The following is a 14,453-nucleotide window of genomic DNA, read 5'->3' as shown; positions in this document are numbered from 1 at the left end:
CGGTATCAGGCAGCATCTCTCTTTCTGACCGCTCCCATTCCACAAAGGTCGCGCAAGCGCACGCCGCTGTTGCCCACGCCCTCAGGTTGTTCCATGCTGTGCCTGCAAGGGGAGCCGCCGTGGACGCCATCAACCGAAGCGTGGAGCTGACAGAGGCCGAGCGGGTCGACCGCTTGCGGCTAATTCGTTCCGACAATGTCGGGCCGCGCACGTTCCGCTCGCTGGTCGATCATTTCGGCACGGCGCGCGCGGCGCTGGAGCGACTGCCGGATCTCGCACGCCGCGGCGGTGCGCAGCGATCGGCGCGTATCTGGAGCGCCGACGAGGCGAAAGCCGAGCTCGCCGCGAGCCGCAAGTTCGGCATCGCCTGGCTCGCGCCCGGCGAGGGCGGCTATCCGGCGCGGCTGGCAACGCTCGACGATGCGCCGCCGCTGCTCGCCGTGCGCGGTGACACTGCAACGCTGATGCGGCCGATGATCGCGATCGTCGGCTCGCGCAACGCCTCTGGTGCAGGCTTGAAATTCGCCGGTCAGCTCGCCCGCGAGCTCGGCGAGGCCGGCTTTGTCGTCATCTCCGGCCTTGCCCGCGGCGTCGACCAGGCCGCGCACCGCGCCAGCGTGGAGAGCGGCACCATCGCCGTGCTCGCCGGCGGTCATGACTGCATCTATCCGCCGGAGCACGGCGATCTGCTCGCGGCGATCCTCGACCGCAAGGGTGCCGCGATCTCCGAGATGCCGCTCGGCCACGAGCCGCGCGCCCGCGACTTCCCTCGCCGCAACCGGCTGATCTCGGGCGCCGCGCTCGGCGTGGTCGTGGTGGAGGCGGCGCACCGTTCGGGCTCGCTGATCACCGCGCGCATGGCCGCCGAACAGGGCCGCGAGGTGTTCGCGGTGCCGGGCTCGCCGCTCGATCCGCGCGCCGCCGGCACCAATGATCTGATCAAGCAGGGCGCGACGCTCGTCACCGAAGCCGCCGACGTCGTCAACGCGGTCGCACCGATCATGGAGCGGCCGCTGATGCGCACCGCGCGCGAGCCCGACAGCGAGCCGTTCGAAAGCGATCCGCAAGGACACGACCGCGATCAGATCACCGGCCTGCTCGGCCCTGCCCCTGTCACCATCGACGATCTCGTGCGGATGTCCGGCGCCTCGCCTGCCATCGTGCGCACCGTGCTCTTGGAGCTCGAGCTCGCCGGCAGGCTCGAACGCCACGGCGGCGGGTTGGTGTCGCTGCTTTAAGGGGTGTTCCGCTCGTCGAAGCGCGTGCGCGCCGAGGCGATCTGCTGCTGATGCGCGATCGCCCATTCGCCGAGTGCCTTCACCGGCTGTTGCAGTCCGCGGCCGAGATCGGTCAGCTCGTAGTCCACCCTCGGCGGAATGGTCGGGAAGATCGTGCGTGTGACCAGCCCGTCGCGCTCGAGCCCGCGCAATGTCAGGGTCAGCATCCGCTGCGAGATGCCGTTGATCATGCGCTTGAGCTCGTTGAAGCGCTTGGGCCCGTCGCTCAGCATCATGATCACGAACACGCTCCATTTGTCGCCGACGCGCGCGAGGATCGAGGCGACGCCACGGCAGTCGGCGTGGTCGCGATCCGGCATCGGCGTGGCAGGCAGATCGATGTGCGCAGGTTTCAAGGATGTGCCCATGGCTCAAAAAGGTGCGTTCTTGCGGGGATTTCGATAGTCACTCATGTAGCTCTGGTTACAAACATATACCAGGGTGATCCCGAATGAAACTCCTCCACATCGACTCCAGCGTGCTCGGCCCCCACTCCGTTTCCCGGCAGGTTTCCGCCGCCATCGTCGACCGTCTCAGGCAGTCGACGCCATCGCTCAACATCGTTTATCGCGACCTGACGCAGAGCCCGCTCGCCCATCTCTCCGGCTCGCATCTCGCGGCCGCGCAAGGCGCGCCTGCGCCGGCGGAGCTCGGCCCCGACCTCGCCGCCAGCAAGGCCGCGCTGGACGAGTTCCTTGCCGCCGACATCGCCGTGATCGGCGCGCCCATGTACAATTTCACCATTCCGAGCCAGCTCAAGGCCTGGATCGACCGCATCCTGGTGGCGGGGAAGACGTTCAGCTACGGCGCGAACGGACCGCAGGGCCTTGCCGGCGGCAAGCGCGTGATCTTCGCGATCTCGCGCGGGGGCTATTACGGCGCGGGCACGCCCGCCGCGTCGCTGGAGCACCTCGAAAGCTATCTGCGTGGCGTGTTCGGCTTCATGGGCATCCATCATCCCGAATTCATCAGCGCCGATGGCATCCAGGTCGGGCCGGAGCACCGCGAGAAGTCGCTCGCAAGCGCGCTCGAGGCGGCAACCAGCCTGCGCGCGGCCTGAGGCAACGCGCACATCATCAGCCGCCGCAACATCGCTTGCGGCGGCTGATCGACCGGTGCGCGGTCGGCGAAGCTAAAACCAGGCGCCCTGAATGCCCAAGATGACGGCGACGAGCGAAACGAACAGACCGATGCCGGAGAAAAGAGCGACCCCGATGAACTCGGAGGTGTCGGAACGCTTGGCGGGAACGGCGGAGTTTTCGGTGTAAATACGCGGTGCTGAAATCGGGGAAATAATACGAGCTGCCTTTGGCATATCGGGCTCCCTTGAAATGAGTCTTCGTGACCCCCTGCCCGTAAAAGTGTCTTGGCAGCGCAAGCGAAGGTTCAACGCCTCACGCAAGGTTCAGAAAATACAGCTCGCGAGACGTGGGAACCGGCCGGCGCAACCGGTTTGCGTACGCCGACCGATTCAATTTTCACTTCAATTGATCAGCCACGATAGATCGGCGCGCCGCTCGGCGAGGCGACTGCGCCGCCGTCGACGAAGATTTCCTGGCCCTGCACATGCGCGGAATCGTCGGAGGCGAGGAACAGCACCGTCTTGGCGACGTGATCTGTTTCACCAATGCGCCCCAGCGGCGTCGTCAGCGCGATTCGCTTCTCGAACGCCTTCTCGGCTTCCGGTGTGGCGGTCGCAGCTCCCCAGATCGGAGTGCGGATCGCACCGGGCGCGACCACGTTGACGCGAATGCCGCGCGGCGACAGTTCTGATGCCATGATCCGCGCCATCGCGCGCACGCCGGCCTTGGCGGCGCCATACGCCGAATAGCCGGGAATGCCGAGCACGGAGATCACCGAGCCGCTGAGGATGATGGAGGCATTGTCGTTGAGATAAGGCAGCGCGGACTGCACGGTGAAGAACACGCCGGTCAGATTGGTGCTGATGACCTTCTCGAAGACCTCCAGCGTGGCCGATCCCAGCGGCGTGCCGCCGGCGATGCCGGCATTGGCGAACACGATGTCGAACTTGCCGAACTTTTCGGCGCCCTTCTTGATCGCAGCTTCGGTCGCTGCAATGTCGGTGGCGTCGGCGGCCAGCGCGAGCGCATTAGGACCGAGCTCCTTCGCGGCCGCATCGAGCGTCTCCTTGTTGCGTCCGGTGATCACCACCTTTGCGCCCTCGGCCACGAACAGCTTTGCCGTTGCCAGTCCAATGCCGCTATTGCCGCCGGTGATCAGGGCCGTCTTGTTCTTCAGTCTCACGTTCGCCTCCAGTGGTTCCATCATAAAACTACCATTGCCATCTAGGCTATCTGGTTTTAAGATGCAACCACACGAGCGCGTGAACGGCGACTGGACCGTGCGATCGCGAAAGGACCGGACCATGGTGAAACGAACGAGCTTCGAGGGCGATGCCTGTCCGATCGCACGCTCGCTGGAAGCGATCGGCGACTGGTGGTCCCTGCTGATCATCCGTGAGGCGCTGTTCGGCCTGCGCCGCTTCGGCGAGTTTCAGAGCAAGCTCGGCATGGCCAAGAACATCTTGTCGGCGCGGCTGCGCGCGCTGGTCGACCACGGCATCCTGACCACGGCCCCCGCCTCCGACGGCAGTCCTTACGAGGAATATGTGCTGACGCCGAAGGGCCGCGGCGTCTTCCCGGTGTTGGTAGCGTTGCGCCAATGGAGCGAGGAATTCGACGATCGCCCGTCGGAGATCGCGACTATCCTGGTCGATCGCGAGAAAGGTCGCCCGGTGAAGAAGCTCGAGCTGCGCGCAGAGGACGGGCGATTGCTTGCGCAAACCGATACCACGCTGAAGCCGCGACCGGCGCCGCGGCGGCGGTCGGCGGGATAGCGGCGCTCTATCTCTCCAACGTCGTCCTGGCGAAAGCCAGGACCCATTACCCCAAGGAGGAGTTTGGCGAAGGCTCGTCCCCCGGATTGGCACCGCGCTCAGGTCGATGGACCTCGCGGTATGGGTCCTGGCTTTCGCCAGGACGACTCCGGAGAGAGAGAGCGTGCGTGATGGATCCGCTCGGTCTTCGCCTTCACGACAGCTTGCGCTTGCTCCGCAGCCGCAGGTGCTCGTCGGCCTCGAGCTTGGTCATTCCCAGGAGATAATGCAGCACGTCGAGCTTGTGCCGCTCCGCGAGCTTGCGCAGTGCCCCGACCTGCTCGGCGATGAAGGCGACCGCCTCCTCGACGCCGCCCTCCCCCGGTTCCTCGTGACGCGAGCCTCCCGCCGCGCGCGATGCGGCGCCCGCCCGTTTCTTTCCTGGCTTAGTCACCAGCCCCCACCCGAATCCATGCCCCGAAGAAACATTACGCCGACATCGGCCGCAACTCAAAGGTGGTATTTTGCAACTTTCTCGATATGAAACTTTTCCCATCGGGATGGCTTTCAACACCCCTCGATTTGACAGCGACGGCCTCACCACCCATGTTCGGGACGAAAGGGCCGACCCGAATCTCATCGAATTCGGCCCCAAATTTCCCCATAAGTTACTGGAACTACATGAATATCGTCATTGTGGAGTCGCCGGCGAAAGCCAAGACGATCAACAAGTATTTGGGCTCGTCCTACGAGGTTCTGGCCTCGTTTGGCCATGTCCGCGACTTGCCGGCGAAGAACGGCTCCGTCGATCCCGACGCCAATTTCAAGATGATCTGGGAGATCGACCCCAAGGCGGCCGGCCGGCTCAACGACATTGCCAAGTCCCTCAAGAACGCCGATCGCCTGATTCTCGCCACCGACCCTGATCGCGAGGGCGAGGCCATCTCCTGGCACGTGCTGGAGGTCCTGAAAGAGAAGCGCGCGATCAAGGACCACAAGATCGAGCGCGTGGTGTTCAACGCCATCACCAAGCAGGCGGTCACGGACGCCATGAAGCATCCGCGCCAGATCGACGGTGCGCTGGTCGACGCCTATATGGCGCGCCGCGCGCTGGACTATCTGGTCGGCTTCACCCTCTCCCCCGTGCTGTGGCGCAAGCTGCCGGGCGCCCGCTCGGCGGGCCGCGTGCAGTCGGTGGCGCTGCGGCTGGTCTGCGACCGCGAGCTCGAGATCGAAAAGTTCGTTGCGCGCGAATACTGGTCGCTGATCGCGACCCTGCTGACGCCGCGCGGCGATGCCTTCGAGGCCCGTCTCGTCGGCGCCGACGGGAAGAAGATCCAGCGCCTCGACATCGGCACCGGCGCGGAAGCCGAAGACTTCAAGAAGGCGCTGGAAGCAGCCGCCTACGCGGTGACCACGGTCGATGCCAAGCCGGCCCGGCGCAATCCGCAGGCCCCCTTCACCACCTCGACGCTGCAGCAGGAAGCCAGCCGCAAATACGGCTTTGCGCCGGCGCACACCATGCGCATCGCGCAGCGGCTCTATGAAGGCATCGACATCGGCGGCGAGACCACCGGACTCATTACTTATATGCGTACCGACGGTGTGCAGATCGACCCGTCCGCGATCACCCAGGCCCGCAAGGTGATCGGCGAGGATTACGGCAACGCCTATGTGCCGGACGCGCCGCGCCAGTACCAGGCCAAGGCCAAGAACGCCCAGGAAGCCCACGAAGCGATCCGGCCGACCGACATGTCCCGCCGCCCCGACAGCATGAGCCGCAAGCTCGAGTCCGACCAGGCGAGACTCTATGAACTGATCTGGAAGCGCACCATCGCGAGCCAGATGGAATCGGCCGAGCTGGAACGCACCACCGTCGACATCACGGCGAAGGTCGGCGGCCGCACGCTCGACCTGCGCGCCACCGGCCAGGTCGTCAAGTTCGACGGCTTCCTCGCACTTTATCAGGAAGGCCGCGACGACGAGGAGGACGAGGACTCCCGCCGCCTGCCCGCGATGAGCCCGAATGACGCGCTGAAGCGGCAGTCGCTCGCCGTCACCCAGCACTTCACCGAGCCGCCGCCGCGCTTCTCCGAAGCCTCGCTGGTCAAGCGCATGGAAGAGCTCGGTATCGGCCGGCCCTCGACCTATGCCTCGATCCTCCAGGTCCTCAAGGACCGCGGCTACGTCAAGCTCGAGAAGAAGCGCCTGCACGGCGAGGACAAGGGCCGGGTCGTGGTCGCGTTCCTCGAAAGCTTCTTTGCCCGCTACGTCGAATACGACTTCACCGCCAATCTGGAAGAGCAGCTCGACCGCATCTCCAACAACGAGATCTCCTGGCAGCAGGTGCTGAAGGATTTCTGGACCGGCTTCATCGGCGCGGTCGACGAGATCAAGGATCTGCGCGTAGCCCGAGTGCTCGACGTGCTCGACGACATGCTGGGACAGCACATCTATCCGGCCCGCACCGATGGCGGCGACATCAGGCAATGCCCGAGCTGCGGCAACGGACGGCTCAATCTGAAGGCCGGCAAGTTCGGCGCTTTCGTCGGCTGCTCGAACTATCCGGAATGCCGCTACACCCGTCAGCTTGCCGCCGACGGCGAGGCCACGGCCGATCGTTCGCTCGGCCAGGACCCCGATACGGGTCGCGATGTCTGGGTCAAGGCCGGCCGGTTCGGCCCCTACATCCAGCTCGGCGAGCAGAAGGATTATGCGGAAGGCGAGAAGCCGAAGCGCGCAGGCATTCCGAAGGGGACTTCCCCTGGAGATGTCGAGCTCGACCTCGCGCTCAAGCTGCTGTCGCTGCCGCGCGAGATCGGCAAGCATCCGGAAACGGGTGAGCCCATCACCGCAGGCCTCGGCCGCTTCGGGCCGTTCGTGAAGCACGAGAAGACCTATGCCAGTCTCGAGGCCGGCGACGAAGTGTTCGACATCGGCATCAATCGGGCGGTGACGCTGATCGCGGAGAAGATCGCCAAGGGCCCGAGCCGCCGCTTCGGCGCCGATCCCGGCAAGGCGATCGGCGATCATCCCAGCCTCGGCACCGTCACGGTGAAGGGCGGCCGCTATGGCGCCTATGTCACGGCGGGCGGCGTCAACGCGACGATCCCGAGCGACATCGAGAAAGACGCCATCACGCTGCCGCAGGCGATCGCGCTGATCGACGAGCGCGCGGCCAAGGGCGGCGGCAAGAAGCCGAAGAAGGCAGCCAAGCCGGCCAAGGCCAAGAAGGCTGCGGCGAAAGCCGCCGACGGCGATGACGCCGCGCCAAAAACCAAAAAGCCGGCCGCGAAGAAGGCGGCCAAACCCAAATCCGAATCCACCAGCAAGGCGCGCGCCGCCGTGTCGTCGACGGCCGAGACTTCGGCCATCAAGACGTCGCCGACCAAGGCAGCTGGCGCCAAAGCTCCGGCCAAGAAAAGTGCCGGCACCAAATAGAGGCTAAGTGAAACGCAAGAATGACCGTGGCTTTCCCGACAGGGCAGCCATCGTCGCCTTCATCAAGGCAAATCCCGGAAAGGTCGGAACCCGCGAAATTGCGCGCGAGTTCGGCCTGAAGAACGCCGACCGCATCGAGCTCAAGCGCATGCTGCGCGAGCTCGCCGACGACGGGCTCGTCAAGAAAAAGCGCCATACGATTTCGGAGCCGGACAGCCTGCCGCCGACGCTGGTCGCCGACATCACCGGCCGCGACGCCGACGGCGAGCTGGTCGCCTCCCCGACCGAATGGGACGAGGTCGAAAGCGGCGAACCGCCAAAGATTCTCATCACGATGCCGCGCCGGCCGAAACCCGGCACCGCGGCCGGCGTTGGCGATCGCGCGCTGCTGCGCGTCGAGCGCTCCGACGAGACCGAAGGCCCGGCCTATCGCGGCCACATCATCAAGGTCTTCGACAAGACCAAGAGCCGCATCCTCGGCGTCTTCCGCAGCCTGCCCGAAGGCGGCGGACGGATCATCCCCGTCGACAAGAAGGCCGCCGACCGCGAGCTGAACATCGCGCCGACCGAGACACACGGCGCGCAGGATGGCGATCTCGTCAGCGTCGACATCATCCGCTCGCGCGGCTTTGGGCTAGCGTCAGGCCGCGTCAAGGAGAAGCTCGGCTCGGTCAAGTCGGAGAAGGCGATCAGCCTGATCGCGATCTACGCGCACGACATTCCGATGCAATTCCGCCCCGCGGCGGAGCGCGAGGCCGAAGCGGCGGAGCCGGCCAATCTGAAGGGGCGCGAGGACTGGCGCGACGTGCCGCTCGTCACCATCGATCCGCCGGATGCCAAGGATCACGACGACGCGGTGCACGCGCAGCCGGATCCTGATCCCAACAACAGAGGCGGCTTCATCGTCGATGTCGCCATCGCCGACGTGAGCTTCTACGTGCGGCCGGGCACCGCGCTCGACCGCGACGCGCTCGATCGCGGCAACTCGGTCTATTTCCCCGACCGCGTCGTGCCGATGCTGCCGGAGCGCATCTCCAACGATCTGTGCTCGCTGGTACCGGGCGAGCCGCGCGGCGCGCTCGCGGTGCGGATGATCATCGCTCCCGACGGCCGCAAGCGTTCGCACAGCTTCCATCGCATCCTGATGCGCTCCGCAGCCAAGCTGAACTACGCCCAGGCGCAGGCCGCGATCGACGGCCGGCCGGACGACACCACCGGGCCCCTCCTCGATCCGATCCTGCGGCCGCTCTATGCCGCCTATGCCTGCGTCAAGCGCGCGCGAGACGAGCGCGATCCGCTCAATCTCGATCTGCCCGAGCGCAAGATCTTGTTGAAGAGCGACGGCACGGTCGATCGCGTCGTCGTGCCCGACAGGCTCGACGCGCACAAATTGATCGAGGAGTTCATGATCCTCGCCAACGTCGCGGCAGCCGAGATGCTCGAGAAGAAATCGCTGCCGCTGATCTACCGCGTGCATGACGAGCCGACCCTGGAAAAGGTCCACGCGCTCGCGGAGTTTTTGCAGACGCTCGACGTTCCGTTCGCGAAAGGTGGCGCGCTGCGTCCCGCTTTGTTCAACCGCGTGCTGGCGCAGCTCGAAGGCCACGACCATTTTCCGCTGGTGAGCGAGGTCGTGCTGCGCGCCCAGGCGCAGGCCGAATATTCCTCGGAGAATTACGGTCATTTCGGCCTGAACCTGCGCCGCTACGCGCATTTCACCTCGCCGATCCGCCGCTATGCCGACCTCGTCGTGCACCGTGCGCTTGTTCGCGCGCTCGGGCTTGGCGAAGGCGCGCTGCCCGACACCGAGACGCCGGAAACCCTGAGCGAGGTCGCAGCCCACATCTCGGTGACCGAGCGGCGGGCGATGAAGGCGGAGCGCGAGACCGTCGACCGCCTGATCGCGCACCATCTCGCCGACCGCATCGGTTCGAGCTTCCAGGGCCGCGTCTCCGGCGTCACGCGCGCCGGCCTGTTCGTCAAGCTCGCTGAAACCGGCGCCGACGGCCTGATCCCGATCCGATCCCTCGGCACGGAATATTTCAACTATGACGAGGGCCGCCACGCCCTGGTTGGCACGCGCAGCGGCACCATGCATCAGCTCGGTGATGTCGTCGACGTCCGCCTGATCGAGGCAGCTCCGATCGCGGGCGCGCTACGATTCGAGCTGTTGTCATCGTCCGGCGAGACCGCGCCGCGCGGCCGCAGGGGATCCGGTCCGCAACGCCGCCCCTCGTTCAAGGCGCATCCCGGCCGCAGTCCCGACAAGAAGCGCAAGCCGGACAAGCCGAAGCCCGGCAAGGGGAAAAAGGTCAAAGGAAAAAGCAAGGGCAAGGGTCGGAAGGGTAAGGCATGGTGAGCACAGCCCCGAAGATCTGGACCCGCGAGACTGGCCTCGTCGAGAAGCGCGACGTCTTTGCTGCCATGAAGCGCGGCTTTCGCGGCCGCTGCCCCCGCTGCGGCGACGGAAAACTGTTCCGCGCCTTCCTGAAGACCGCGGACAATTGCTCGGTCTGCGGCCTCGATTTCACCCCGCATCGGGCCGACGATTTGCCCGCCTATCTCGTCATCGTCATCGTCGGCCACATCGTGGTGCCGGCTGTTCTGTGGATCGAGACCAATTACACCACGCCGGTCTGGATCAGCTTCGCGGCCTATCTGCCCTTCACCTTCGTCGCCTCGCTGGCACTGCTCCAGCCGGTGAAGGGAGCCGTGGTCGGATTGCAATGGGCTCTGCGCATGCACGGGTTTGACGAGAACCCGACGGATGGTATTCCGCCTGTGTAAGCAAAATAAGCAAAAGTAGCTCGGGTGAGGACATGACGGATACGGCGCAGGCGGAAAAGGCAAAAATCCACGAGGGCAAGGAAGCCGACCATCATCCCTATTTCCGCCCGCGGGATGCGGCGACACTGATCCTGGTCGATCGCAGCGGAGCCATTCCAAAGGTCCTGGTCGGCAAGCGCCACGACAAGGTGGTGTTCATGCCCGGAAAGTTCGTTTTCCCCGGCGGCCGCGTCGACAAGGACGATTATCGGGTGCCATGCGCGGCGCCTGTAACCGCCGAGCTTGAAGCCAATCTCGCCAAGGGCAGCCCGAAGACGCCGGCCTCGCGCGCCAAGTCGCTGGCGATTGCCGCGATCCGCGAGGCCTGCGAGGAAACGGGTCTCTGCCTCGGGCGCAAGGCCGAAGGCAGGGCGAAACTCGAGGGCCCCTGGAAGCCGTTCGCCGATGCGGGCCTGTTGCCCGATCCCTCCAGCCTGTTCCTGATCGCGCGGGCGATCACCCCGCCCGGCCGCGTCAAGCGGTTCGACACGCGCTTCTTCACGGCGGACGCCTCCGCGATCGCCCATCGCGTCGACGGCGTGATCCATGCCGATGCCGAGCTTGTCGAACTGGTCTGGGTCGAGCTCGGCTCGAAGCCGCTCGCCGATCTGCATCCGATGACACGCAACGTGCTCAACGAGCTCGACGCGCGCCTCGCGACCGGCCCGCTCCGCCATGATGCACCGGTGCCGTTCTTCCATTTCTATGGCGGCAAGATGCAGAAGGATATTTTGAGCTGATCAGTTCGTGACGTCCGCATCGTCCGCATCAGGCTCGGTGCCGACATAGTCGCGCGCGGGAACGTTCAGCACTCGCCCGAGCTCGCTGGCGAACCGACTGGCTTCCTCGCGCTTGGTGAAGCTCATCAGCGTGATCGGCTCGGTCCCTTTGTTGCCGCAGAGATTGACATCGTATGTCGTCAGCTCCGGATCGTCCTCGTCGGTAATGCTGATGAAATGATAATCGGCGAGATCGCGATGGTTGCGAAAATTCAGCGGGCCGAACTGCCTGGTGATGACGATCTGGCGCAGCGTCTCGTTCAGCACGACGAAGGTGCGGAAGGTGAGCAGGATGATTCCGGGGATGCCGACGAGCAACCCGAGTCCCGTGAACACCAGCACCGGCATGAGATCATCGGCGAGCCGGCCAAAACCGGAGAAATCCTGCCGCAGGCCGAGCGCGACATTCCACAGCAGATAGAAGCTCGCCGCCAGCAGCGGCAATGACAGCAGCCGCCCGACCCAGGGCATGGGCCGGTCGATGCGGACGATGCGCCCGTCCACGGTCATTGCACCTGCCATCGAAGATCTCCTTGGGAGCGAAAGTCATGGCTTGGTCGGAGTGAGCCGTGGATCGGTTCGATGGGACTCCTGCGTCATTCCGGGCGCGGCCCGGGATGACGCGAATGTGCTGAGAGCGTCGCGAAAAACAAAATAATCTTCCCGCCTCCCCCAATGGCGGAGTTCCGCGGCATGCCTATGTCTTCCGGAACGACACCAAGAACGGACACCGGGCGATGGCACAACGGCAACTCAAGCTTGGCGCGTTCATGCGCCCGATCAGCATCCACACCGGCGCCTGGCGTTATCCCGGGGCCTGGCCCGACGCCAATTTCAACTTCGGCCACATCAAGACGCTGATCCAGAAGCTCGAGGCCGGCAAGTTCGACGCCTTCTTCATGGCCGATCACCTCGCCGTGCTGAACATGCCGGTCAATGCGCTCAAGCGCAGCCACACGGTCACCTCGTTCGAGCCGTTCACGCTGTTGTCGGCGCTGTCGGCCGTGACCGAGCGGATCGGCCTGATCGCGACGGGCTCGACCACGTTCGACGAGCCCTATCACGTCGCGCGGCGCTTCGCCTCGCTCGACCATCTCAGCGGCGGCCGTGCGGGCTGGAACATCGTCACCACCTCGAACCCGGATGCGGCACTGAATTTCGGTCTCGACGACCACATGGAGCACGCCGAGCGCTACAAGCGCGCCCGCGAGTTCTACGACGTGGTCACCGGCCTCTGGGATTCCTTTGCCGACGACGCCTTCGTGCGCGATGTCGACAGCGGCGTGTTCGTCGATCCCGCGAAGATGCATGTGCTCGACCATCAGGGCAAATATCTGAAGGTGCGCGGTCCCCTCAACATCGCCCGCCCGGTCCAGGGCTGGCCGGTGATCGTGCAGGCCGGCGCCTCCGAGGACGGCAGGCAGCTCGCGGCCGAGACCGCGGAAGCCGTCTTCACCGGCGGCGGCAGCCTTGCCGACAGCCAGAAACTCTATGCCGACATCAAGGGCCGCATGGAGAAGGTCGGCCGCGACCCTGAGCACCTCAAGATCCTGCCCGGCGCCTTCGTCGTGGTCGGCGATAGCGTCGACGAGGCCAAGGAGAAGCGCGCGCTGCTCGACAGTCGCGTGCATTACGACAGCGCCATCGCCTCGCTCTCGGTCGTGCTCGGCACGGATGCCTCCGGCTTCGATCCGGATGGACCGCTTCCCGAAATCCCCGAGACCAATGCCAGCAAGAGCGGCCGCCAGCGCATGGTCGACCTCGCCGCGCGCGACAAGCTCACCGTGCGCCAGCTCGCCCAGCGCGTCGGCGGCTACGGCGGTCTATCGTTCGTCGGCACGGCCAAAACCATCGCCGACCAGATGGAGGAATGGCTGGTCGGGCGCGGCTCCGACGGCTTCAACATCATGTTCCCGTTCCTGCCCGCCGGCCTCGACGATTTCGTCGACAAGGTGGTGCCGGAGCTGCAGCGCCGCGGGATTTTCCGGAAAGAGTATGAAGGGCCCACTTTGAGGGAGAATCTGGGCCTGCCGCGGCCCAAAAACCGGTTCTTCGAGGCCTGATCGGGCCGATTTGAGCGGTTTTCGACCCCTAAAATCTTGACATCAGGCCGTTTCTGGCTAGGTTGCCGGCCAACGCGGGCCATTTGGCCGGCTCCAGATTCCCTTCATTCCTGAGGTACTGAACATGGCCAAAGCGGTCACCATCAAGGTCAAGCTCGTGTCCTCGGCCGACACCGGCTTCTACTACGTCGCCAAGAAGAATTCGCGCACTATGACCGACAAGCTGGTCAAGAAGAAGTACGATCCGGTCGCGCGCAAGCACGTCGAATTCCGCGAATCCAAGATCAAGTAAGAAGATCAAATCAGATCGCGGAACGTAGAAGACTTTTGCGGGGCCCTTTCGGGCCCCGTTTTATTTTGGCCCCTCTCTCGTGTCCCGGACGCGCAGCGCCCCGTGGACGTGACGCTACGCTGCGACCTGGGCACGAGGGCTGAGCTCGGCACAGCGAGTCATCGCCAGATATTCTCTCAACCCCCGGTTGCTCGCTTCCGAATGTATGTTACCGTGCACTTGCCGGGCGGAATGTCCGTGCCGGATTTGGAAGGACATGGTCATGAGATTCTCATCAAGCCTTGTCGTGCCTTCAACCATCGCTGCCTTGTCAACAATCTTGCTGTGCGCGCCGGCAGCGTCGCAGATCCCAACCGGCTCCGCCGCCACGATTCCCCCCGTCACGGTCGACGCGCCGAAACAGGTCGCAAGGCCACACGTGTCGGAGCGGGGAGCAAACACAATTGCGCCGCGTCGGACTGCGTCAACAGCTCCAACGTCAACCGCGCGCACGCCTTCGTATGCGCCGGGTTCTGTGATGGGGAGAATTGCCAGCCTGGAGAAAGTCGCAAGCAGCTGCAACGGTGGCTGTGCATCAAGCTTCCCAAGCGGCAAGGATCCCTGGGTGGGATGCAGCCTGTCGGGCGGCAACATCGACTACGGTCCTTTCTCGCCAACCTGCCGCGACACCATCACCCACAAATCCTACCTGGATTGCGTCGACACCAGAACGTTCCTGGGCGACAACCGAAACAAGGCCCACTGGTTGTGCAGCAGCCTGGCCGCCGGCAACAGGTTTAAGGTCGCCGATCTCAAGCGGTCAGGACGCACGCGTTAGTCCATCCTCTCCGCAGTCCTTCTGTTGCGATCGAGCTTCAGCTCACTCGTGTCCAGACCCGGACGCAGCGCGTGGCGTTGCGTCCGGACATGAGAGCAGGGTTACGTGACTAACTCAAAGAT

Annotated in this window: 15 protein-coding genes; 10 read left to right on the top strand and 5 right to left on the bottom strand. The window is 64.8% G+C overall.

Annotated elements, in window-relative coordinates; genetic code table 11:
• The first annotated feature begins 119 nt into the window (after positions 1–119).
• Positions 120–1,238: a DNA-processing protein DprA gene (dprA, locus tag ACVIN2_RS38550; RefSeq protein WP_456769599.1), complete on the top strand. Its 1,119-nt coding sequence runs from the start codon at positions 120–122 to the stop codon at positions 1,236–1,238.
• Here dprA and ACVIN2_RS38545 read toward each other — a convergent pair.
• A complete protein-coding gene (locus tag ACVIN2_RS38545) occupies positions 1,235–1,645 on the bottom strand; it encodes a winged helix-turn-helix transcriptional regulator (RefSeq protein ID WP_456769598.1) in 411 nt (136 codons plus the stop codon). The two genes, dprA and ACVIN2_RS38545, sit on opposite strands and share 4 nt — an antisense overlap.
• 83 nt (positions 1,646–1,728) lie before the next feature.
• Between ACVIN2_RS38545 and ACVIN2_RS38540 the strand changes: the two genes are divergently transcribed.
• Positions 1,729–2,337 carry an FMN-dependent NADH-azoreductase gene (locus tag ACVIN2_RS38540; protein WP_456769597.1) on the top strand — a complete coding sequence of 203 codons (609 nt, stop codon included), beginning with the start codon at positions 1,729–1,731 and terminating at the stop codon, positions 2,335–2,337.
• Between the two features lie 72 nt (positions 2,338–2,409).
• Here the strand turns inward: ACVIN2_RS38540 and ACVIN2_RS38535 are convergent, their stop codons facing one another.
• Complete coding sequence (locus ACVIN2_RS38535) at positions 2,410–2,592, bottom strand: hypothetical protein (RefSeq protein WP_027518388.1); 183 nt, start codon at positions 2,590–2,592, stop codon at positions 2,410–2,412.
• A 176-nt stretch (positions 2,593–2,768) separates the two neighbouring features.
• On the bottom strand, positions 2,769–3,542 hold the full coding sequence (locus tag ACVIN2_RS38530; protein WP_456769596.1) for an SDR family oxidoreductase: 774 nt from the start codon (positions 3,540–3,542) through the stop codon (positions 2,769–2,771).
• Between the two features lie 121 nt (positions 3,543–3,663).
• Here ACVIN2_RS38530 and ACVIN2_RS38525 point away from each other — a divergent pair, with 121 nt between their 5' ends.
• Entirely contained in the window at positions 3,664–4,134 is a 471-nt protein-coding gene (locus ACVIN2_RS38525) for a winged helix-turn-helix transcriptional regulator (protein WP_456769595.1), read from the top strand.
• A 193-nt stretch (positions 4,135–4,327) separates the two neighbouring features.
• On the opposite strand, the gene ACVIN2_RS38520 is transcribed toward ACVIN2_RS38525, so the two are convergent.
• Positions 4,328–4,567 carry a hypothetical protein gene (locus ACVIN2_RS38520; protein WP_007603303.1) on the bottom strand — a complete coding sequence of 80 codons (240 nt, stop codon included), beginning with the start codon at positions 4,565–4,567 and terminating at the stop codon, positions 4,328–4,330.
• Between the two features lie 227 nt (positions 4,568–4,794).
• Between ACVIN2_RS38520 and topA the strand changes: the two genes are divergently transcribed.
• The 4 genes from topA to ACVIN2_RS38500 are packed head-to-tail and all read left to right on the top strand — an operon-like array spanning position 4,795 to position 11,120.
• A complete protein-coding gene (gene topA, locus ACVIN2_RS38515) occupies positions 4,795–7,554 on the top strand; it encodes a type I DNA topoisomerase (protein WP_456769594.1) in 2,760 nt (919 codons plus the stop codon).
• A 7-nt stretch (positions 7,555–7,561) separates the two neighbouring features.
• Entirely contained in the window at positions 7,562–9,913 is a 2,352-nt protein-coding gene (rnr, locus tag ACVIN2_RS38510) for a ribonuclease R (RefSeq protein WP_456769593.1), read from the top strand.
• Positions 9,907–10,341, top strand: a complete 435-nt coding sequence (locus ACVIN2_RS38505; RefSeq protein WP_456769592.1) for a DUF983 domain-containing protein — start codon at positions 9,907–9,909, stop codon at positions 10,339–10,341. The genes rnr and ACVIN2_RS38505 overlap by 7 nt, the downstream gene beginning before the upstream one ends.
• Before the next feature lie 32 nt (positions 10,342–10,373).
• Positions 10,374–11,120, top strand: coding sequence for an NUDIX hydrolase (locus tag ACVIN2_RS38500; protein WP_456769591.1), 747 nt, complete (start codon positions 10,374–10,376; stop codon positions 11,118–11,120).
• On the opposite strand, the gene ACVIN2_RS38495 is transcribed toward ACVIN2_RS38500, so the two are convergent.
• On the bottom strand, positions 11,121–11,681 hold the full coding sequence (locus tag ACVIN2_RS38495; RefSeq protein WP_456769590.1) for a hypothetical protein: 561 nt from the start codon (positions 11,679–11,681) through the stop codon (positions 11,121–11,123).
• A 215-nt stretch (positions 11,682–11,896) separates the two neighbouring features.
• Between ACVIN2_RS38495 and ACVIN2_RS38490 the strand changes: the two genes are divergently transcribed.
• The 3 genes from ACVIN2_RS38490 to ACVIN2_RS38480 all read left to right on the top strand — a co-directional run bounded on the left by ACVIN2_RS38490 (position 11,897) and on the right by ACVIN2_RS38480 (position 14,331).
• Positions 11,897–13,222: an LLM class flavin-dependent oxidoreductase gene (locus ACVIN2_RS38490; RefSeq protein ID WP_456769589.1), complete on the top strand. Its 1,326-nt coding sequence runs from the start codon at positions 11,897–11,899 to the stop codon at positions 13,220–13,222.
• Between the two features lie 124 nt (positions 13,223–13,346).
• A complete protein-coding gene (gene rpmG / locus ACVIN2_RS38485) occupies positions 13,347–13,514 on the top strand; it encodes a 50S ribosomal protein L33 (protein WP_045008041.1) in 168 nt (55 codons plus the stop codon).
• Between the two features lie 517 nt (positions 13,515–14,031).
• Positions 14,032–14,331, top strand: a complete 300-nt coding sequence (locus ACVIN2_RS38480) for a hypothetical protein (protein WP_456769588.1) — start codon at positions 14,032–14,034, stop codon at positions 14,329–14,331.
• Positions 14,332–14,453: the final 122 nt, after the last annotated feature.

The sequence above is a fragment of the Bradyrhizobium sp. USDA 3650 genome (assembly GCF_054057395.1).
The sequence above is the reverse complement of the archived record's forward strand: the minus strand, read 5'-3'. Positions and strand labels throughout refer to the sequence as shown.

Coding starts and splice junctions, on each gene's coding strand:
- ACVIN2_RS38490 (WP_456769589.1), top strand. CDS start 11,897: ATGGCACAACGGCAACTCAAGCTTGGCGCGTTCATGCGCCCGATCAGC.
- ACVIN2_RS38525 (WP_456769595.1), top strand. CDS start 3,664: ATGGTGAAACGAACGAGCTTCGAGGGCGATGCCTGTCCGATCGCACGC.
- ACVIN2_RS38540 (WP_456769597.1), top strand. CDS start 1,729: ATGAAACTCCTCCACATCGACTCCAGCGTGCTCGGCCCCCACTCCGTT.
- rpmG (WP_045008041.1), top strand. CDS start 13,347: ATGGCCAAAGCGGTCACCATCAAGGTCAAGCTCGTGTCCTCGGCCGAC.
- ACVIN2_RS38500 (WP_456769591.1), top strand. CDS start 10,374: ATGACGGATACGGCGCAGGCGGAAAAGGCAAAAATCCACGAGGGCAAG.
- ACVIN2_RS38505 (WP_456769592.1), top strand. CDS start 9,907: ATGGTGAGCACAGCCCCGAAGATCTGGACCCGCGAGACTGGCCTCGTC.
- topA (WP_456769594.1), top strand. CDS start 4,795: ATGAATATCGTCATTGTGGAGTCGCCGGCGAAAGCCAAGACGATCAAC.
- ACVIN2_RS38535 (WP_027518388.1), bottom strand. CDS start 2,592: ATGCCAAAGGCAGCTCGTATTATTTCCCCGATTTCAGCACCGCGTATT.
- ACVIN2_RS38495 (WP_456769590.1), bottom strand. CDS start 11,681: ATGGCAGGTGCAATGACCGTGGACGGGCGCATCGTCCGCATCGACCGG.
- ACVIN2_RS38545 (WP_456769598.1), bottom strand. CDS start 1,645: ATGGGCACATCCTTGAAACCTGCGCACATCGATCTGCCTGCCACGCCG.
- ACVIN2_RS38480 (WP_456769588.1), top strand. CDS start 14,032: ATGGGGAGAATTGCCAGCCTGGAGAAAGTCGCAAGCAGCTGCAACGGT.